Source organism: Lysinibacillus sphaericus (assembly GCF_001629735.1).
GTDB classification, from domain to species: domain Bacteria; phylum Bacillota; class Bacilli; order Bacillales_A; family Planococcaceae; genus Lysinibacillus; species Lysinibacillus pinottii.
In genome coordinates, this window is sequence record NZ_CP015224.1 from 72296 (window position 1) to 91560 (window position 19265).

General features: G+C 37.7%; 19 protein-coding genes and 1 riboswitch. Of the genes, 9 read left to right on the forward strand and 10 right to left on the reverse strand.

Features of this window, described 5'->3' with window-relative positions:
- Window positions 1-3 precede the first annotated feature (3 nt).
- Together A2J09_RS00315 and A2J09_RS00320 are read left to right on the forward strand one after the other, a co-directional pair.
- Complete coding sequence (locus A2J09_RS00315) at window positions 4-1749, forward strand: vWA domain-containing protein (RefSeq protein ID WP_031418834.1); 1746 nt, start codon at window positions 4-6, stop codon at window positions 1747-1749.
- Window positions 1733-4330 carry a VWA domain-containing protein gene (locus A2J09_RS00320; RefSeq protein ID WP_036160890.1) on the forward strand — a complete coding sequence of 866 codons (2598 nt, stop codon included), beginning with the start codon at window positions 1733-1735 and terminating at the stop codon, window positions 4328-4330. Before A2J09_RS00315 ends, A2J09_RS00320 begins: the two co-directional genes overlap by 17 nt.
- Window positions 4331-4406: 76 nt before the next feature.
- Here the strand turns inward: A2J09_RS00320 and thiW are convergent, their stop codons facing one another.
- From thiW to A2J09_RS00355, 7 genes are all read right to left on the reverse strand, one after another.
- Entirely contained in the window at window positions 4407-4913 is a 507-nt protein-coding gene (gene thiW, locus A2J09_RS00325; protein WP_036160892.1) for an energy coupling factor transporter S component ThiW, read from the reverse strand.
- A gap of 94 nt (window positions 4914-5007) precedes the next feature.
- Window positions 5008-5115: riboswitch (TPP riboswitch) on the reverse strand.
- A gap of 59 nt (window positions 5116-5174) precedes the next feature.
- On the reverse strand, window positions 5175-6371 hold the full coding sequence (locus A2J09_RS00330) for an MFS transporter (RefSeq protein ID WP_012293057.1): 1197 nt from the start codon (window positions 6369-6371) through the stop codon (window positions 5175-5177).
- 489 nt (window positions 6372-6860) lie between these two features.
- Complete coding sequence (locus A2J09_RS00335) at window positions 6861-7934, reverse strand: ABC transporter substrate-binding protein (RefSeq protein ID WP_012293058.1); 1074 nt, start codon at window positions 7932-7934, stop codon at window positions 6861-6863.
- On the reverse strand, window positions 7931-8728 hold the full coding sequence (locus A2J09_RS00340; protein WP_036160896.1) for an ABC transporter permease: 798 nt from the start codon (window positions 8726-8728) through the stop codon (window positions 7931-7933). The genes A2J09_RS00335 and A2J09_RS00340 overlap by 4 nt, the downstream gene beginning before the upstream one ends.
- Complete coding sequence (locus tag A2J09_RS00345) at window positions 8725-9534, reverse strand: ABC transporter permease (protein WP_031418839.1); 810 nt, start codon at window positions 9532-9534, stop codon at window positions 8725-8727. The genes A2J09_RS00340 and A2J09_RS00345 overlap by 4 nt, the downstream gene beginning before the upstream one ends.
- Window positions 9524-10630 carry an ABC transporter ATP-binding protein gene (locus tag A2J09_RS00350; RefSeq protein ID WP_031418840.1) on the reverse strand — a complete coding sequence of 369 codons (1107 nt, stop codon included), beginning with the start codon at window positions 10628-10630 and terminating at the stop codon, window positions 9524-9526. The genes A2J09_RS00345 and A2J09_RS00350 overlap by 11 nt, the downstream gene beginning before the upstream one ends.
- Before the next feature lie 17 nt (window positions 10631-10647).
- On the reverse strand, window positions 10648-11190 hold the full coding sequence (locus tag A2J09_RS00355; RefSeq protein WP_012293063.1) for a helix-turn-helix domain-containing protein: 543 nt from the start codon (window positions 11188-11190) through the stop codon (window positions 10648-10650).
- Window positions 11191-11596: 406 nt separating this feature from the next.
- Here A2J09_RS00355 and A2J09_RS00360 point away from each other — a divergent pair, with 406 nt between their 5' ends.
- The 7 genes from A2J09_RS00360 (at window position 11597) to A2J09_RS00390 (ending at window position 16921) form a co-directional block, all read left to right on the forward strand.
- Window positions 11597-12139, forward strand: coding sequence for a peroxiredoxin (locus A2J09_RS00360; RefSeq protein ID WP_004224676.1), 543 nt, complete (start codon window positions 11597-11599; stop codon window positions 12137-12139).
- A 179-nt stretch (window positions 12140-12318) separates the two neighbouring features.
- Window positions 12319-12774 carry a TlpA family protein disulfide reductase gene (locus A2J09_RS00365; RefSeq protein ID WP_012293064.1) on the forward strand — a complete coding sequence of 152 codons (456 nt, stop codon included), beginning with the start codon at window positions 12319-12321 and terminating at the stop codon, window positions 12772-12774.
- 153 nt (window positions 12775-12927) lie between these two features.
- The gene (locus tag A2J09_RS00370) at window positions 12928-13590 is read left to right on the forward strand and encodes a potassium channel family protein (protein ID WP_031418843.1); all 663 of its coding nucleotides are present in this window, start codon (window positions 12928-12930) and stop codon (window positions 13588-13590) included.
- A gap of 6 nt (window positions 13591-13596) precedes the next feature.
- On the forward strand, window positions 13597-14076 hold the full coding sequence (locus A2J09_RS00375) for a hypothetical protein (protein ID WP_012293066.1): 480 nt from the start codon (window positions 13597-13599) through the stop codon (window positions 14074-14076).
- A gap of 133 nt (window positions 14077-14209) precedes the next feature.
- On the forward strand, window positions 14210-15313 hold the full coding sequence (locus A2J09_RS00380) for a GNAT family N-acetyltransferase (protein WP_036160900.1): 1104 nt from the start codon (window positions 14210-14212) through the stop codon (window positions 15311-15313).
- A 126-nt stretch (window positions 15314-15439) separates the two neighbouring features.
- Window positions 15440-15934, forward strand: a complete 495-nt coding sequence (locus A2J09_RS00385; protein ID WP_012293068.1) for a GNAT family N-acetyltransferase — start codon at window positions 15440-15442, stop codon at window positions 15932-15934.
- Window positions 15935-15949: 15 nt separating this feature from the next.
- A complete protein-coding gene (locus tag A2J09_RS00390; protein WP_012293069.1) occupies window positions 15950-16921 on the forward strand; it encodes a S66 family peptidase in 972 nt (323 codons plus the stop codon).
- 36 nt (window positions 16922-16957) lie between these two features.
- On the opposite strand, the gene A2J09_RS00395 is transcribed toward A2J09_RS00390, so the two are convergent.
- From A2J09_RS00395 to A2J09_RS00405, 3 genes are all read right to left on the reverse strand, one after another.
- Entirely contained in the window at window positions 16958-17503 is a 546-nt protein-coding gene (locus A2J09_RS00395; RefSeq protein WP_012293070.1) for a GNAT family N-acetyltransferase, read from the reverse strand.
- Between the two features lie 136 nt (window positions 17504-17639).
- The gene (locus A2J09_RS00400; RefSeq protein ID WP_012293071.1) at window positions 17640-17843 is read right to left on the reverse strand and encodes a hypothetical protein; all 204 of its coding nucleotides are present in this window, start codon (window positions 17841-17843) and stop codon (window positions 17640-17642) included.
- Window positions 17844-17977: 134 nt separating this feature from the next.
- Window positions 17978-19240, reverse strand: coding sequence for a dicarboxylate/amino acid:cation symporter (locus A2J09_RS00405; RefSeq protein ID WP_031418848.1), 1263 nt, complete (start codon window positions 19238-19240; stop codon window positions 17978-17980).
- Window positions 19241-19265 lie beyond the last annotated feature (25 nt).

The following is a 19265-nucleotide window of genomic DNA, read 5'->3' on the forward strand; positions in this document are numbered from 1 at the left end:
GTATTGGGCTTTAGTCAAATTATGTTTAGCTGGACGGCCATCATCCCGGTCATTGTCCTACTCTATTATTTCTTTCGAAAAAAATATACAGATCAGCCGGTCTCTTCAACACTTTTCTGGTCTGAGATTATGCAGGAAACACGGGTATCTCCTTATTTAAAGCATTTGCAAAAGAATGCCCTACTTTATTTACAGTTACTAGCATTGTTGCTTCTTGTGTTGGCACTCATGAATCCCTATGTGAAAAAATCAACGATTGTTGGTGAGCAAACTATATTTATTGTGGATACTTCTGCAACAATGTTAGCTGGTAAGGGGCAATCTACCTTTGACACACATAAACAGGAAATGCTGACGCTTATAGATGAATTAAATGGGAGACCAGTCACGTTAATTACGACTGGTTCAGCACCAAAAGCGATTTTGCAGCAAGAGACAAATGTTAAAGAAATCGAAAAAGGTATTAAAGACTTACAAGTAACCTATGAAACGGCAGAAATGGATAAGGCGCTAGATGTGGCACAAGCATTTGTAGGAGATACACCGACTTCCATCTATGTATTTACAGATGCACTCGATAAAAAACAACTACCTATGAATAAGGACTCCGTTAAATGGCTAGTAAGAGGTGCTGCGAAGGACTTAACAAATATTGCTATTACTCGATTTGCTGCAACAACAGATGGACAGGCTACAATGGCGCTTGTGCAGCTTCATAATGATACAGACAACGAGCAAAAGGTCACACTAGCATTACTAAATGAAGAGGGTAAAGAGTTAGTAGCTGAGAATATCGCTGTTCCTCCAAAGGAAGCGATAACAAAAACCTTCAAGGAGTTACCTGTAGAAAAATCGATGACAGCGATTATTGATGCGCAAGATGATTATGACGTAGATAATCAACAAACGGTTTTACTACAAACGGCTACTTCAAAAATTGTGGTTGATCAGGGCATGCATCAATTGATTCAAAAAGGATTTCAATCCGTAAGTACGGGTGTGAAAATCGTTCCGCCTTTACAAGTAGTAGACAATCAGGATGCCACGGTGATCACTAATCAAGCTGAATTGCTGGAAAAGATGGTCAAACCTCTTGTGTTATTTGGCCGTGATGATGCTGAAAAGGTAGAGGTAAGTGGCATAGTAAGTACTAAAAGTGATGCTTTATTTGCTTTTAGTGAGCTTAAGGATGTTTATGTTAGCGCCTTGTATCCTGGATTTACAAATTATGAAACTATCGCTACTGTTGGAGAAAAGCCGTTTATACAGCGCTCTCCTAAAGGGGATATCGTCGTCTTAGCAGATATTGCAGATACGGATTGGCCACTACACCCATCATTCCCGTTATTCTTATGGAGTACTGAACAGCAGTTATCAGAATCCATTGGTTCACTCGGTATTTTCACACCAAATGAACAAAGAGCAGTAGCTTTAGCGCAGGAAGACTGGAGCGTATATTCACAAGAAGATGAATTTCTATCATTGGTTACGGATGGTATGCTAACTGCGCCAACAAAACCTGGCATCTATTTTGTGCGTTCTAATAATGAAGAAAAACATTTTATTGTACAATTGCAGGCGCAAGAACGTGTTATTGAGCAAGGAACAAGCTATACATTAGGGGATATTTCTGATAACGGAAAGGCTGAGATTTCGAAGGCTTCTTTTGTCCCTTGGCTAATTCTTATTATTTTAGTTTTACTTGTTTTAGAGTGGGAGGTGCAACGACGTCGTGGATTTACGAATTGATATGCCATTCATATTGTTGCTATTACTTCCATTACTCATCTATTTTGGTTGGACCTATTGGCGAGAACGACAGCGACTAAAAAAGAGTCATGCTTTCGTACTTATGATTCGCATGCTAGCGGTAGGCTGTTTAGTTTTCGCATTGGCAGGGCCGTATCTTTTATTACCTATAAAAGAAGAACAAATCGTGTATCTAGTTGACCGCTCAGCTTCCATGAATGGGACTGAAGATGAGATGGTACAGTTTATACAGGATAGTTTACAATCGAAAAAAGATGAACAGCTTGCAGGGCTGTATTCATTCTCATCAACATTACAAACAGAAGCCATTATGACTAAAACATTAAAGGAAGTACCAAAGTTTACGGAAATAAAGGCTACTGATCAAACGAATATAGAACAAAGCCTGCAACTTGCCACAGGTATTATAGATCCGAAAAAAGCAACACGCCTTGTGCTATTAACAGATGGCAATGAGACAAAGGGAAGTGCTTTAGATTTCGCCACGAAGTTTAAAGGCTCCAATATTAGTGTGGATGTTGTGCCCTTCAGTCAGCCTGTTGTGAATGATGTTTCATTAAAAAGCTTTGTGTCCCCACAAGTTGCCTATGTAGGTGAGCAACAACAACTGGTAACAGAAGTGCATGCAACAACAGCTGGACAAGGCGAGCTATTATTATATGAAAATGATGAACTGATTCATCGTGAGGGAGTCGAGCTAGCCGAAGGAACGAATATGTTTACCTATAAACATGCAGCGACTGGTGAAGGGCTGGTGAAATATGAAGCCGTTGTTCAAGTAGGACAGGACGCAATATTTGAAAATAATAAATTAACAAGTGTCACAATGGTACAAAGCGAACCACATTTACTCATTGTGAATGGCTATGAAACAGCTTCACCAATAGCGGCGGCACTTGGTCAGCAATCAATAGGCTATGATGTAAAATCACCTGAAAGCTTGCCAAATGAACTCTCCAGTTATTTGCAATATAATGCCATTATTTTTGATAATGTACCGGGACATTTAGTCGGTGAGGCAAAAATGAGTGTGATAGAGCAAGCAGTCAAAAACTTTGGTGTTGGTTTTGCAATGGTGGGTGGAGAAAATAGCTTTGGTTTAGGTGGTTATTTTAAAACACCAATTGAAACTTTATTACCTGTTGAAATGGAGATAAAGGGGAAAGAACAATTACCTTCGCTAGGACTTGTCATTGTGCTAGACCGTTCTGGCAGTATGTCAGGATCCAAGCTAGAGCTTGCAAAGGAAGCGGCTGCACGATCAGTTGAAATGCTACGTGATGAAGATACATTAGGATTTATAGCATTTGATGATCGTCCTTGGGAAATTATAGAGACTGGACCTTTGAATAATAAAGAAGAGGCAGTGGATACCATTTTATCCGTTACACCAGGAGGCGGAACAGAAATCTATGGTTCACTTGCAAAAGCATATGAAAACCTAGCAGATATGAAACTGCAACGTAAGCATATTATTCTTTTAACGGATGGACAATCGCAGCCAGGAAATTATGACGATTTAATTGAACAAGGAAAAGATAACGGAATAACCTTATCGACAGTAGCTATTGGTCAAGACGCGGATGCAAACTTATTGGAAGCTCTGAGTGAGATGGGGAGTGGACGTTTCTACAATGTTATCGATGAGCAAACTATTCCGTCCATTTTATCTCGTGAAACGGCCATGATTTCCCGTACGTACATTGAAGATAATCCATTCTATCCTGTACTGTATAATGCAGGGGGATGGAATACGCTATTTGCCAATGGCGTTCCACAAATGAATGCTTATATTGGAACAACCGCAAAGCAGGGTGCTACTGTCGTGGCTGAAAGCGAAAAGGAAGATCCAGTATTAGCACAATGGCAATACGGTCTTGGCAAAACATTCGCATTTACTTCTGATTCAACAGGAAAGTGGTCAGGAGACTGGGCAAGATGGCAGGACTGGGGCACATTTTGGCAAACGCTTATTTCGCAAATGCTCCCAAGTTATAATGACGTTGCCTACGATGTAAGAGTAGAATCAGATGGATCCTTTATGATTACAGACCCTACAAATGAGGCAGCATTTTTAGATATTGTGGCTGTTAATGAAGCGGGTGAAGAGCTAGACACACAGCTTGAAACTATATCAGCCTCTCAGGTGCGAGCTGTGGTACAAGCTGAGCCGGGGTTAATCTTCTTCCGTATCGCTGATGAAAAGGAAATGATTTATCAGGCGGGATTAAGTGTTCCTTACAGCGCTGAATATGAACTTCTTCCTGTTAATGATAAATTAATAGAAGAAATAACCGAACAAACAGGTGGTGCTGTTTTAAAAGAACCACAAGAAGTGTTCCGTGACTTTACAAAGCAAGGGGCGGATCGTCAAAACATTGCCACATGGCTTCTCCTTGCAGGTATGCTCTTATTCTTTATTGATATAACAATAAGGCGCTTTGGCTGGAATTTCCTAACGAAGTCGAAGAAAAAGGAGCAACTGGTAGAGGATCTCCCTGTACAAGCAGAAGACACGAATGTAGCACAACTATTAAAGGGTATGAAAAAACGCCAATAATTTTGTTTAGATGAAAGCAGTGCGAATTTCGCACTGCTTTTTGTACATTCATGGAAAAAGAAATCCTCCTACGACACTATTTAATAAAGAGAGTAGGATTAAAATATCTTACTAGCACCGTTTTTCGCAAACTGCTAGCTACTAAAATGCCTAAAATTGCTCCAATTGTACTTGATATTAAAAAGGCAGGCATAAAAAATAAGGCTGCTACGGAAGTTCCCATAAGTACCTTTGCATAGGGCACTGCTACAAGTGATGCTAGAAGACCAGTGCCAATCACTTCACCCAAACCAGTAAACCAAATTTTACCGCTATATTTATAGGCAAGCCCTGCGCATAATGCACCAATAATACTACCAGGAATGGCTAAAAGAGAGCCTGTCCCTGTAAGGATTCGAATTATGGCCGTAACAAAGGCAACCACAACTGTAGATACGGGTCCAAGTATAATGGCTCCTATTACGTTAATAGCGTGCTGCACCGGATAAGCACGAGCAATCCCAGTTGGAATGGAGATAAAAGTAGAACCTGCAACAGCAAAGGCTACTAATAAAGCCATAATTGTTAATTTTCTAATAGACATGTTAGGTGTACTCCTTTTCATTTTAGCCACTAGGAAAATGAAAAAAGCCGCTTCCTTCAAACGACAGGAAGCGGCCTTGCTTATACACTGAAAATAGCAAGAAGCGCCACTTTCCTCCGCTAGTATGAACTAGATCAGGTTCGAAGGGTCCGTATATAACCATATACGTCTCAGCCTTTAGAAGACTCCCCTAGTGGTAAGTATTTTTCTATTTTTTAGAAGTGTAACATACTTCAATAAATAGTCAATAAGAGTTACCTATTAATGTGAATCTGGATGCATAAGCTGAGGCGCCTTTTTCAATGTCCAAATCAGGGCAAGGAAGAAGCAAGCTAATAAGATAATGGCACCAAAAATATAAGGACTGTTCATATTCCAGTCAAATAAAAAACCAGCCAAAGCGGGTCCAATCATATTTCCTAGACTCATATAGGCATTATTCAAGCCGGCTGCGAATCCTTGCTCTTTTTCTGCAAGTTTTGATATGAGAGTATTAACAGCTGGACGAATCAACGTTGTCGCCGTAGAGAAGATGGTTGCAACAACTAATATTAGTGCAAAACCAGAAACAAATAATATTAAGAAAATAGCAACGGCCGCAATAAATAAATTGACCAAAACTACTTTCATTTCACCAAACCGTTTAAAGAGTGGCGTAATAATAAACATTTGTACAATTACCCCAAACGCACCACCAACAACTAAAATGATGGCAATATCGCCAGGTGAGTAATTAAATTTCTCTGTCACAAATAGTGATAAGGTCGTTTGGAAGTTAGCAATCCCAAATGAGAATACCATCATAATAATTAACATAACAAAATAAGGCATATGTACAGAGCGAGCCATCTGTTTTACCAGATTATCTTGCTTTTGTCTATTTTGCGCAGTATTTGGCTTTGTAGATGGTAATAAAAAGTAAGATAAAATAGCCGCTAAAATGGCGGCAGCTCCCGCCATGAAAAATGGAAAATGTAAGCTAACCTTTGCAAGGAAACCACCAATTCCAGGGCCAATCATAAAGCCGAAAGACATAGCAGCTCCTAACAAACTCATTCCTTTTCCGCGTTCTTCATAAGTTGTCACGTCTGCTACAAAAGCCATAATAGGAGGTGCTACAAATGCAGAGCCAAGGCCACCTAAAAAACGTGCTAAAAAGAGCATCCATACATCTGTAGAAAGGCCAAAACCGATTTGTGCAAGTCCTGTTAGTATAAGACCGAAAATAATTAAATTTTTCCGCCCATACTGGTCCGAAAGATTCCCAGCAATTGGAGAAAATACGAATTGTGCTAAGGCGAACGTTGCAATAAGCATGCCTAGAACTTGTCCTGCTGCTCCAAATATTCTTAAATATTCAGGCATTACAGGAATAATAATTCCAATACTCCCCATTGCGATAAACATGTTAAACATTAAAATATACAAAGCCGCCTTATTGGACTTCTGCTGGGTCATCGACAAGCCCCCCTTTTTGTAATCAAATATAGTACAGTCTATCATAAAGAATTATGGCTGGCTAATAGTTGAGATTGCTGTAACTGGTTCGATATGTAGAATGATTTTCCAGAAAAGCTTTTATCTCATAAAAATTCGGGGTGTGGAGTGAGGAGAGAGAATTGCTTTTTCTAGAGACTTGAAGTAGGGAGAGTAAAAAACTAGTGAAAATAAATAATTGCGTTTGCCATTACCTATAACCGTGTAGATGAAAGTTAAAGATGAAGTTATAATGCGCAGGTGTCGTACGACGTAGATTCAAGGTCTTTTTATGGATAAAGAAAAACTAAAGATTGCTGGCATCTTGAAAAAATTGATGATACCTAGACGAAGTGGGATTGTATGATCGACAACTGGTTACTAGTAGAATTTCTTTCTAAATATAGCGATACAAATGAATGCTTAAATAAAAAAGGCGAATTGGTTTGTAGACCAATTCGCTCTTATAAATTATCGAATACTCATTTTAAATTCTAAAAACAGTTCATTATATTTTCCTAAGTAATCTGGACCTAAGTTTTTGTATACCTCTAAGGTATCACGTTGGTCCTCAGATGGGTAGTAGCGTTCATCTGAAACTACTTCTGGGTCCATTAAGTCCATCGCAGCAATATTTGGCGTTGAATAGCCAACATAATCGGCATTTTGAGCACCGGATTCTGCACTTAGCATAAAATTGATGAAGGCATGTGCACCATCAATATTTTTCGATGTTTTGGGAATAACCATATTATCGAACCATAGATTGGAGCCCTCTTCAGGAACAGCAAAGTCCAACTCTTCATTTTCAAACATCATGTCTGCTGCCTGACCAGACCAAGTGAGGGCTACTGTTGCTTCATTATTAATCATTAATGGTGTAATTTCATCCCCAATGATCGCTTTTACGTTGGGCGCAAGTGTAATCAATTTGTCAGTTGCTTCCCGTAGTTCATTGTTATCCAATGAATTCAAGGAGTGTCCAAGACTATTTAACCCCATCCCAATCACTTCACGGGCACCGTCTACTAAAAATACTTTTCTTTTTAATGAAGGATCCCATAAATCGTCCCAAGAAGAGAAATCTAAATTTCCAACTAGTTTTGGATTATAGACAATCCCTACTGTTCCCCAAAAGTAAGGAACTGAATATTGATTGTTATCATCGAATGGTAAGTCTAAAAAGTAAGGGTCGATATTTTTTAAATTCGGTATTTTTGCTTTGTCTAAAGGAATCAATAAATTATCTTCCTTCATTTTTTCAATCATATACTCAGAAGGAACAGCAATATCGTAAGCTGTACCACCTTGCTGTATTTTTGTCATCATAGCTTCATTGGAGTCAAATGTTTCATAGATGACATGAATACCTGTTTCTTTTTCAAATTCCTTCAATAGATCAGGGTCAATATACTCTCCCCAGTTAAAAATGGTTAAAGTGTCTTTTCCACTTTTACCGCCACCTGCACTTAAGGCGTCAGCAGCATAGAATAAAAGGGCAGAAACAACAAGGATAGCGATGGTCGCTTGAATTAATGACTTCATTGTTGTCCCTCCGTTCTTTTGCTTGTACGACTTGTAATGAAGTAATAACCAACCACAACGATAACGGTTACAAAGAATACTAATCCAGAAATAGCGTTAACTGTGAGAGATATTCCTGCGCGAGCCATCGAGTATATTTCTACCGATAATGTACTGAAGCCATTGCCGGTTACGAAAAATGTCACAGCAAAATCATCTAATGAATACGTAAGAGCTAGGAAGAAACCTGCAAAAATACCTGGCTGAATATACGGTAAAATGACACGCATCATAACATCCTTTTTGGTTGCTCCTAAATCTAACGCTGCATCAATTAGTGATTTATTCATTTCTAACAATTTAGGTAAAACCATTAACACTACAATCGGTACACTAAACGCTACGTGTGCTAATAATACTGAAGCAAAGCCTAATTTAATGCCAACCATTGTAAATAGAATTAAAAAGCTTGCCCCAATGATGACATCTGGACTGACAATTAAAACATTGTTTAGGGACAATAATGTATTACGCATTTTTGAATCTTTGACAGTGACAATACCAATTGCTCCTAATGTTCCAATAATAGTAGAAATTAAAGCAGATAGTAATGCTACGATAACAGTATTGATTAAAATAACAAGTAGCCTTGAATCTTCAAAAACAGCCTGATAATGCTCTAAAGTAAAGGACTCAAAGTTATTCATGGAGCCACCACTATTGAACGAATAAAAGATTAAATAGAAAATGGGTGCATACAGAACGACAAAAACAATCGTTAAATAGACTTTGGCTGATGCAGAGAGTTTGTTCATCGTACGCGACCTCCTTTATCTTTTTGTCCCGTAACAAGCATAATGATGACCATAAATAAAATTAAGAACACGGCAATAGTTGAACCCATCCCCCAATTTTGTGTCACAAGGAATTGCTGCTCAATCGCTGTACCAAGCGTGATAACACGATTTCCTGCAATTAAGCGAGTAATCATGAAAAGTGATAGAGCAGGGATGAAAACAACCTGAATACCTGATTTAACACCATCCATTGTCAATGGTAAAACAACGCGACGGAACGTTGTAAAGGCAGATGCGCCTAAATCACGAGATGCATAAATAAGTGTCGGATTTAAACGATCTAAAGAATTAAATATCGGTAAAATCATAAACGGAATAAAAATGTACACGGATACAAAAACAAAGCTAATATCCGTAAAAAGCATTTGCTTTGGATCAAAGCCAAACACTTCGATAAATGCATTAATTGGCCCGTATAAACCAAAGATGCCGATAAAGGCATATGTTTTTAACAATAAATTAATCCATGAAGGAATAATAATGAGCAGTAACCAAAGCTGCTTATGTTTCGTTTTTGTTAAAAAGTAAGCAGTTGGATATGAAATTAATAATGTAAATAATGTAATTAAAAATGCATACCAAAACGAGCTTAATGTCATTTTTAAGTAAACAGAAGTGAAGAACGCTTTATAATTATCGAGCGTGAAATTGCCATGTAAATCGAGTAGGGAATAATAAACAACGAGTGCAATCGGCGCGATAACAAAAAAGGCGATCCATAAAACATATGGAAATAACGCTGATTTTGATGGCTTAGTTTGCATCTTCGTCGTCTCCGTAGGATTCTAATCGTTTATCGAACTCTTCCTCTGTTTCATTTAAACGCATTACATGAATGGACTCTGGATCAAAGTCTAAGCCGATTTCTGTCCCTACTTCAGCTTTTTTCAACGAATGGACTAGCCATTCATTGCCATCTTTATCATACGTAGATAGCTCATAATGGACGCCACGGAATAATTGTGTATCTACTTTTACTACAAGCTTCCCTTTATCTATAGTTGTCATTTCTAAATCCTCTGGGCGTATAACAATATCAATTTTCTCATTTGGTTTCATACCTTGGTCAACACATTCGAAAATCTTACCAGCAAATTCAACCTTAAAATCTTCAATCATGACACCGGGTACTATATTGGATTCACCAATGAAATCTGCCACGAAGCGATTAATAGGTTCATCATAGATATCTACTGGTGTACCAGATTGTTGAATTTGCCCTTCACTTAAGACGAAAATTTCATCACTCATAGCAAGTGCTTCTTCCTGATCGTGAGTAACGAAAACAAAGGTCTTGCCAAGACGTTGCTGTAATTCACGCAATTCGTATTGCATTTCTGTACGCAATTTTAAGTCTAATGCAGAAAGTGGTTCATCCAGTAAAATTACTTCAGGGTCGTTAACGATGGCACGCGCAATTGCTACACGCTGACGTTGACCACCAGACATTTCGGAGATTTCACGATTGCCATAGCCTGCTAAATTGACAAATTTTAATGCCTCCGCCACACGTTCTTTTATTTCCTTTTCAGGTAACTTCTTGATACGTAGTCCGAATGCGACATTTTCAAATACATTTAAATGAGGAAACAGCGCATAATCTTGAAAAACAGTATTCACCTGACGTTCATTGGCAGGAACAGAATTTATTTTTTTATCATGGAAAAACACATCCCCAGTTGTAGGTTCTGTGAAACCAGCAATAATTCGTAAAATGGTTGTTTTTCCACAACCAGATGGGCCAAGGAGAGTATAAAATTTGCCCTTTTCTAGTTCCAAGTTGATATTCTTTAAGACGACTGTTCCGTCACTATAAGACTTGGATACATTTTCAAAACGTATAATAGAATTCATTGTCATTGATGCGCCTCCTTAAGCTATAAATATGAATCCGTTGCAACGAGTAAAATTTTCGTCTCAGCAGCATGGGCATTAAAAATTTGATGATGGTCTGTCGCGTCAAAATAAAGAGCATTGCCTTCACTAGCGATATATTGTTCATTCCCTAAAACGAGACGAATACGCCCCTTAACTACATAAATAAATGTTTCTGATAGTGATGGCTCAAATTGCTTGAATTCGCCATTGGCTTCAAATGTTAAGAAAATGGGCTCCATTTCTTTTTCGTTGGATGTTGGAATGAGCCATTGAATTTCGTATTTTTTCTCTTCATCTGTAAAGATGGACTGATCTTCCTCCGTATAAACTACCTTTTGTTCAGGTGATTCATCATCAAAAAATTCCTTGGGTGTGGACCCTAACACTTCTAATATTGAAAAAAGTGTTTCAATAGAAGGTGAATTCAAATCACGCTCTAATTGGGAAATATAGCCCTTACTTAAATCTGTACGTTCTCCAAGTTCCTCTTGGGTAAGACCTTTTTTTAAACGAAGCGCTTTAATTTTTGCTCCTATTTGCATCTTTTCCCTCCTAGAAGAAGTTTAGCAATCATAAACTTTTGAAATATGAAGTTTACTTTAACGAAACTTTTAGTTTACTAAAACCATTACAATTATACATAATAAATAAAAATTTGCAATCGTTATTTATGAAAAAAATCGCTGTAAAATGTTAAAAAAAGAGTCATAAATGTAGTGGAGAAAAAAATTGTATAAAGAAGAATATAATTGTTAAAAATAGCTAATAAATAGGATGTAGCAGAAATTCCAATTTCGGATTTGACAATTTTTTGTCGCCTTATTTCAATCGTGTAATTGGGCGGAGCTTACTTGTTTGAAAAACTACGTTTACTCTGCTATCGTAGAAGACGAGTTCGCTTGTGCGAATGGAATATATAAACTACATATTTATTCGGAGGGATTTATTATGGCAGAACGCATGGTAGGTAAACAAGCACCTGACTTTACAATGGAAGCAGTACTTTCAGACAAATCATTTGGTAAAGTATCATTAGAAGATATTAAAGCACAAGATAAATGGACAGTACTTTTCTTCTATCCAATGGACTTCACATTTGTATGTCCAACAGAAATCACTGCAATGAGTGATCGTTATGACGAGTTCGAAGACTTAGATGCAGAAGTAATTGGTGTTTCTACTGATACAATCCACACTCACTTAGCATGGATTAATACAGACCGTACTCAAAATGGTCTAGGTGAATTAAAATACCCATTAGCTGCGGATACAAACCATCAAGTATCAAAAGAGTATGGTGTGTTAATTGAAGAAGAAGGTATCGCGCTACGTGGTTTATTCATCATTAATCCAGAAGGTGAATTAAAATACCAAACAGTATTCGATAATAATATCGGCCGTGATGTTGATGAAACATTACGTGTACTTCAAGCACTACAAACTGGCGGTCTTTGCCCAGCAAACTGGCGTCCAGGTCAAGCAACTCTATAAGAGCATAGAGTTGAGTCATGCTGTAACAAAAAAAGAGTCCCCACGACATGTTTGTGGGGACTTTTAAGTGAAGTGGCGAGTGCTAATTTACTTTATCTTAGATGGCAATAGAGTTTGGGGAGGAGTTTTAACCAAATCTTAAGCATCTAAAGAAAATGATCTATTAGAGGAGGATTTTTATGAAACTTCGTGAACAAATGCCTGAACTAGTTGGCGCAACAACTTGGTTAAATGGCGAAGTAACAAAAGCGGAACTAGTAGGCAAAAAACCAACATTAATTCATTTCTGGTCAGTAAGCTGTCATTTATGTAAAGAAGCTATGCCTGATGTTAATAATTTCCGTGATCAATATAAAGATGAACTAAATGTTGTAGCAGTACATATGCCGCGTTCTGAAGCAGATACTGATTTAGAGACAATTAAGGCAGTAGCGGCTGAGCATGATATTTCGCAACCAATCTTTGTGGATAGCGAAATGAAATTAACAGATGCTTTTGAAAACCAATATGTACCTGCTTATTTTGTGTTTGATAAAGATGGTCAACTGCGTCATATGCAAGCTGGTGGTAGTGGTATGAAAATGTTAGAAAAACGTGTAAATCGCGTACTAGATGAAATGCGTAACGCTGAATAATTATAGTAGGTGATGACGGGGATGAAGGTCCTCGTCTTTTTTTATGTTTGGAGGGTTGTCCAACAATGACGAATCGCGTCTTGTTTTGACAATACATATCACAAAGAATACGCTACAATGATGGTATAGTAGTTTTCGGAGGGATTTTTTATGATGAAAAAAGAGTTTGCGGTCATTGGGCTTGGACGTTTTGGGGGAAGTATTGTTCGTGAATTAATGAGTCAGGGTGCTCAAGTGATGGCAATTGACCATTCCTCAGAGCGTGTAGACGAATTTGCTTCTATTGCGACACAAGCTGTCATTGCAGATTCAACAGATGAATCGGTCCTAAATTCATTAGGTATCCGTAATTTTGAACATGTGATTGTAGCCATTGGGGAAGATATTCAAGCAAGTATTTTAACAACCATTATTTTAAAAGAAATTGGTGTTGAGCAAATTACAGTAAAGGCTCAAAATGATTACCATGAAAAAGTATTGCGTAAAATTGGTGCTGACTTTGTAGTCCATCCTGAAAGAGATATGGGTATTCGTATTGCTAATAATATGCTATCGAATACAGTACTAGATTACTTAGAGCTTTCAGATGAACACTCTATTATGGAATTAAAGGCGAATGATGCCATTGCGGGATATTCTATTATGGATTTAGATATTCGAGCAAAATATGGTATTAACATTGTAGGGCTTAAGCGTGGTGCTGATATTATTGTATCACCACAGGCAAGTGATAAGATTTTATTGGGAGATATTATGCTTGTAATCGGTGCTGACGTTGATATAAATCGTTTTGTCAAAAAGGCATTGAATGGGTAATTGTCCATGACTAAACGAAGATGGAGACTTATTATATTTGCAGCTATTTTACTGATTGGTATTTTTGTTATGCAGTCTCGTGAAAAAAATGAGAAGGAATCGATTTCTCTTATTTTAGATCAAGCCGCCAAAATTGATTCAATTGAAATATTTCAAGGGGAACAACCTGTATTTCGAGCAATCAACGGCGAGGCGAAAAACTTCGTCGAGAAATACCCATTAAGTCATGTAAAGAAGCTTTCTAAAAAAGAACGAACATTCTTTGAAGAAGAGCCAGCCTATCATATTGTTTATAAAATAAAGGACAAGCCGCTTTATGAAGTGGACATTTTAAAGGTAGCGATTAGCTCTGAACTAAGCGAAGAATTACAACAAATGGTTTTTCCTATCGGTGACGGTCACTATATGATTTATTGGACTCAAGAGAAAAAAGCTTTAGAACAATCAACCAATACTCAGCGTTTACTGGAGACATATCAACATTAATGAAGGTAGTGACACAGCATGTCCGGCTGGTCACTATTTTTTTATTTGTAGGTATGTGTTGTTTGGAAAAAATTGTTTGATTTCAGTATGGTAGTTCGATTAAACTTTGACATAAAGAAGGGGGTAAAAATATATGAAGTTTATGTCTAATCGATGTGTGATCGAACGTATACAACCAGAACACTTCATAGATATTCAGGGGCTCTACACAAATGAAAGCGTCAGAGAGTATCTTGGAGGAGTTCCACAAAAAAACTATATTGAAGCTTCTTTTCGAGGCATGCTAGAGGCACCATTTCCTAATACATATTTTTATATTTCATTAAAGAAGACGGGGGAATTTATAGGCCTTGTATCCATTGATGAGTATCATGAGCAAGAGATGTATGAACTTTCCTATCAATTTTTACCTCAGTATTGGGGGAGGGGGTTAGCATTCGAAGTGTTAACACAAGTGATAGAGGAAGGTTTGAAGTATTTAAATATCTCTTCTATCGTGGCAGAGACACAAACTGTTAATCATGCATCCTGTCGCCTACTCGAAAAGCTAGGGATGAAAAAAGTACAGGTACTTGAAAGATTTGGTCGAGAGCAAGCGGTCTATGAATTTAAAAAAACGAGTGCTGTCACTAGACAAATCGTTGCCATATCAGGCGGAGGATTTTCTCAGCAAATCCCTTCCTTTATTGACCATTATATTTTGAGTCAAATTAAGACAAATGAACGTATCAAAATTTGTTTTATTCCAACAGCAAGTAATGATGCACAGGGGTATATCGACAAATTTTATTCAGCATTTACACATTGTGACGCTACTCATATTTTGCAAAAGGACATGAATGACATACAAATTCGAGAAAAAATATTGGCACAGGATATTATCTATGTAGGTGGGGGAAATACCAAGCTTCTTTTAGATAAATGGCATGCCTATCAGTTCGGGGAGTTATTGAAGGAAGCTTATAAAAGCGGTGTTATTTTAGCTGGCATTAGTGCTGGGGCAATGTGTTGGTTTGACAAATGCTTTAGTGAAAATCAAAACAATCATTATGAGGAATACAACGGGCTAGGGATATTATCAGGAACATTTTGTCCACATTATGATGATCCAGAACGAAGCATGCTATTTAATAGCTGGCTAAAAAATAATGCAACATTGCAGGCATATATGCTGAATGATGCAGAGACGCTTCATTTTAACAATGAAAAATTAGTTGCTAAAATCCAATGCTATTAAAAGGGAAGGAAATTATGGTCAGGTCAAACATGCTAAAGCTTTAAAAGCAGAGATAGGGGGCTTTAGATAAACATATATTTATTTTCTAATGGATAAAGAAAAAAAATAGGAAGTGAGGTTCTTGACATGCTAATACGAGAAGCAACAAGAAATGATAGTGCTCAAATTATAGCTGTTATGAAAAATGCGGAAGCATCTAATTTGATGTTATTTGGTCCTGGCGAACGAAAAATGGCGCCTGAGCCGTTTGCAAATTATTTAGAAAAGCTAAATCATAGCCGTCATTCAGCCTTATTCGTAGCTGAAATAGATGATACGGTGGTCGCATATTTAATTGCACAAGGTAATGAAGCATCCAGAATTGCTCATCGTGCCTATCTTGTCATTGGCATCCAGAGTAATTATAGAGGCAGAAAAATTGGAACAGCCTTATTTAATCATGTAGAAAAATGGGCAAAAGATAATAGTATTCATCGTCTCGAGTTAACGGTGATGGAAAATAATGAAGCTGGAATTGCTTTATATAAGAAAATGGGCTTTGATATTGAGGGAATGAAACGGGATTCCTTGTATGTGGATGGACAATATATCAATGAGTATTACATGTCAAAACTTGTATAAGAAAAGGAGTAGGAGATGACTACTATCGGTATTTTTTCACCGTCCTCTCCAGCGACGGTTTCTGCGTCAAAACGTTTTGAGCGTGCGAAAGCATTTCTAGAAGAGAGAAATTTTCATATTGTAGATGGTTCTCTTACTGACAAATCCGATTATTATCGCTCGGGCTCACCTAAAAAACGAGCAGAAGAATTAAATGAATTACTTCGCAATCCAAGGGTGGATATTATTATGTCTACGATTGGAGGTACCAATTCCAATAGTATGCTACCTTATATTGATTATGAGGCTTTCCAACGAAACCCCAAAATCATTATAGGCTACTCTGATGCAACAGCTATTCTACTGGCGCTTTATGCGAAGACAGGTATCTCAACATTTTATGGTCCAGCGTTCGTGCCTTCCTTTGGCGAGTTTGAGCCATTAGTCAACGATACATACAAATTTTTTGAGGCGTATTTCTTGCAACCCCAAGTGCTTCCTTATGAAATACAAAAGCCCCCTTACTGGTCAGATGAGCCAGTCAATTGGCTAGAGAAAACAGTGGAGAAAAAGTTAATCAAAAATGAATGGATAACCGTCCGAGAGGGAGTTGTAGAAGGGAGGCTAATTGGGGGAAATGTTAATGCCATGTATGGTTTTATTGGTACGCCTTATTTCCCAGTAATTGCTGAAGGCGACATTTTATTAATAGAAGATTGTATGAAAAATGCGGCGATTGTGGAAAAGAATTTTGCGATGCTCAAATTGCACGGTATTTTGGACAAAATCAGTGGAATTATTTTGGGCAAGCATGAATGTTATGATGATCTAGGGACCGGACGCCAGCCTTCCGATATATTACTTGAACAATTGGACGGTATAATTATGCCTATTTTGGCTGAAGTGGATATTTCTCATACACAGCCTATGCATCCGATAGCAATTGGTAAACGAGTGAGGCTAGATGCTACAGCTAGAAAGATTTATTGTATCGAACAATGGTTATAGTACAAAGCCTTGCTAATTTGGCAAGGCTTTTATTTGTTATGGGTTCCTTGCATCATCATCAGTTATAGCGTACATTTTCACATTTTTATATTGACCCTTGACGAACATACTTTTGCGTAACAGCCCTTCAATTTGCATTCCAGATTTCTCCATTACCTTTTGAGAGCTTATGTTTTCTTCAAAGCATCTCGCTTGAATACGTACGAGCTTTAATTCCTGAAATCCAAAGTCAATCAGCTTTTTTGTGGCTTCCGTTGTCATTCCTTTATTCCAATAATCCTCCGAAAGAACAAAACCGATTTCCCCACATTTATGGGTGTTATCAACTGTAACAAAGTCAATTGTCCCAATTAGAGTCCCTGAATATTCAATTCCCCAAAGTAAATGATTGCCTTGCTCGTACCCATTTAAAATGAACGTCAAAAAAGCTTTAGTATCCTCTATACTTGTATGGGCATGCCATGTTACATAACGGGCTACGCTTTCTCGAGAAGTATAATCGAACATAGCCTCGACATCCTGCTGTGTAACAGGTCTTAAAAGTAGTCTTTCTGTTTTCAAAATGGGTACATTATATTTCATGTAATCCCCTCCTTTAACATTATTGTATACAAAAAAGCTGACCTCAGAATGAATGGGGCCAACTTTTTATAAAGGGGAGATGGGTGAATACACATACACATCATCTGTGGACACATCTTCTATGCGTAATCTCATTTTACGGATAGCGTTTATCGGTTGCAGAGGAGTCCTTTGTTTTCGTTTTATGCTGTTCATCTTTGACTTTTTCATTTAGTTCTTCGACAGGTATAGGATCAACGGTTTTCATATCCTCATGTTTATCAAAAATACTTTCCTTCCCTGTATCCAACACATCAGGATTGTTTGTATAGCGCGTTTTTGATTGCTTTTTATTAGTCATTTATAATCACCTCTTACTATACACTTTCACCATTTTACTAGAGTTTAAACATAATCGTTTTCCATAGTCTACCCTTGAAAAAAAACATAAGAAGGGCAGTGAAACAGCCGTGGCTGTCATCACTACCCTTTTTCTTAGGATACTATAGTGGCCTTTCCTTGAAGGGCACGTTCTTCCATCGTGACATCAAATTCTTTTTCGGATTTCGATACTACCACACAAGCAACGCCATTACCAATTAAATTTGTAACAGCACGAGCCTCTGACATAAAACGATCGACACCAATTAAAAGTGCTATTCCTTCCACTGGTATCATTGGGAAAGCAGCTAAAGTCGCTGCTAATGTAATAAATCCTGATCCGGTTACACCCGCTGCACCTTTAGAAGTAATCATTAAAATTCCGAGTAATGTAATGATTTGAATCCAAGTTAGGTCCATCCCGTATGCTTGTGCAATAAACAGGGCTGCCATTGATAGATAAATAGAAGTCCCATCTAGATTGAATGAATACCCAGTAGGAACGACTAAACCTACAACCTGCTTTGAGCAGCCATAATTCTCTAGCTTTCGCATCATAGATGGTAGAGCTGATTCAGAGGAGGATGTCCCAATTACTAAGAAAATTTCATCTTTGATGTAAGCAATAAATTTAAAAATATTGAATCCAAAAAACTTTGCAATGCCACCTAAAATAAAGACAACAAATAAAAACATTGTAATATATACGGCAGCCATTAATAGACCTAGATTACCTAAGGATTTTAATCCAAAGTTCCCAATTGTATAGGCCATTGCACCAAAAGCTCCAATTGGTGATATTTTCATCACCATACTGACAATCTTGAAGAAGATTTCTGCTACTTGCTCAAAGAATGTGATGACTGGTTTTGCAGGTGCTCCGATTGAGGCAGCTGCTAAGCCAAATAAAATAGCAGAGAATAGGACTGGTAATAGTTGACCAGTTGCCAATGCACCCACTACATTTTCAGGAATAATACTAGAAATAAATGCACCCAAGCCTTGCTCAGATTCAGCCGCAGCAGTTGTATATTTCGAAATATCAGCATCAGACGCACCTGATGTATCTAATCCAGTACCAGGACTTACAATTAAAGCAACAGCAATTCCGATTGCTAAGGCAATTGTGGAAACTATCTCGAAGTAAAGTAATGCCTTACCTCCGATTTTCCCAACCTTTTTCATATCCCCCATACTGCCAATTCCAATAACAACTGTTAGGAAGATAATTGGGGCAATTAACATTTTAATTAATTTAATGAATAGATCTGCTAAGATTTTTAAACTAGCACCGAACTCGGGGAAAATGGCACCAACAATAATCCCAAGGATGATAGCCACAATAACCTGAACAGTTAAATTTTTCAGTATCCTCATTTTTTGCTACCTCTTTTCTAAATTT

Excerpts from the sequence above, each read along its gene's own strand:
- thiW (WP_036160892.1), bottom strand. The coding sequence starts at position 4,913 with ATGTCTATTAGAAAATTAACAATTATGGCTTTATTAGTAGCCTTTGCT.
- A2J09_RS00330 (WP_012293057.1), bottom strand. The coding sequence starts at position 6,371 with ATGACCCAGCAGAAGTCCAATAAGGCGGCTTTGTATATTTTAATGTTT.
- A2J09_RS00335 (WP_012293058.1), bottom strand. The coding sequence starts at position 7,934 with ATGAAGTCATTAATTCAAGCGACCATCGCTATCCTTGTTGTTTCTGCC.
- A2J09_RS00340 (WP_036160896.1), bottom strand. The coding sequence starts at position 8,728 with ATGAACAAACTCTCTGCATCAGCCAAAGTCTATTTAACGATTGTTTTT.
- A2J09_RS00345 (WP_031418839.1), bottom strand. The coding sequence starts at position 9,534 with ATGCAAACTAAGCCATCAAAATCAGCGTTATTTCCATATGTTTTATGG.
- A2J09_RS00350 (WP_031418840.1), bottom strand. The coding sequence starts at position 10,630 with ATGACAATGAATTCTATTATACGTTTTGAAAATGTATCCAAGTCTTAT.
- A2J09_RS00355 (WP_012293063.1), bottom strand. The coding sequence starts at position 11,190 with ATGCAAATAGGAGCAAAAATTAAAGCGCTTCGTTTAAAAAAAGGTCTT.
- A2J09_RS00360 (WP_004224676.1), top strand. The coding sequence starts at position 11,597 with ATGGCAGAACGCATGGTAGGTAAACAAGCACCTGACTTTACAATGGAA.
- A2J09_RS00365 (WP_012293064.1), top strand. The coding sequence starts at position 12,319 with ATGAAACTTCGTGAACAAATGCCTGAACTAGTTGGCGCAACAACTTGG.
- A2J09_RS00370 (WP_031418843.1), top strand. The coding sequence starts at position 12,928 with ATGAAAAAAGAGTTTGCGGTCATTGGGCTTGGACGTTTTGGGGGAAGT.
- A2J09_RS00375 (WP_012293066.1), top strand. The coding sequence starts at position 13,597 with ATGACTAAACGAAGATGGAGACTTATTATATTTGCAGCTATTTTACTG.
- A2J09_RS00380 (WP_036160900.1), top strand. The coding sequence starts at position 14,210 with ATGAAGTTTATGTCTAATCGATGTGTGATCGAACGTATACAACCAGAA.
- A2J09_RS00385 (WP_012293068.1), top strand. The coding sequence starts at position 15,440 with ATGCTAATACGAGAAGCAACAAGAAATGATAGTGCTCAAATTATAGCT.
- A2J09_RS00390 (WP_012293069.1), top strand. The coding sequence starts at position 15,950 with ATGACTACTATCGGTATTTTTTCACCGTCCTCTCCAGCGACGGTTTCT.
- A2J09_RS00395 (WP_012293070.1), bottom strand. The coding sequence starts at position 17,503 with ATGAAATATAATGTACCCATTTTGAAAACAGAAAGACTACTTTTAAGA.
- A2J09_RS00400 (WP_012293071.1), bottom strand. The coding sequence starts at position 17,843 with ATGACTAATAAAAAGCAATCAAAAACGCGCTATACAAACAATCCTGAT.
- A2J09_RS00405 (WP_031418848.1), bottom strand. The coding sequence starts at position 19,240 with ATGAGGATACTGAAAAATTTAACTGTTCAGGTTATTGTGGCTATCATC.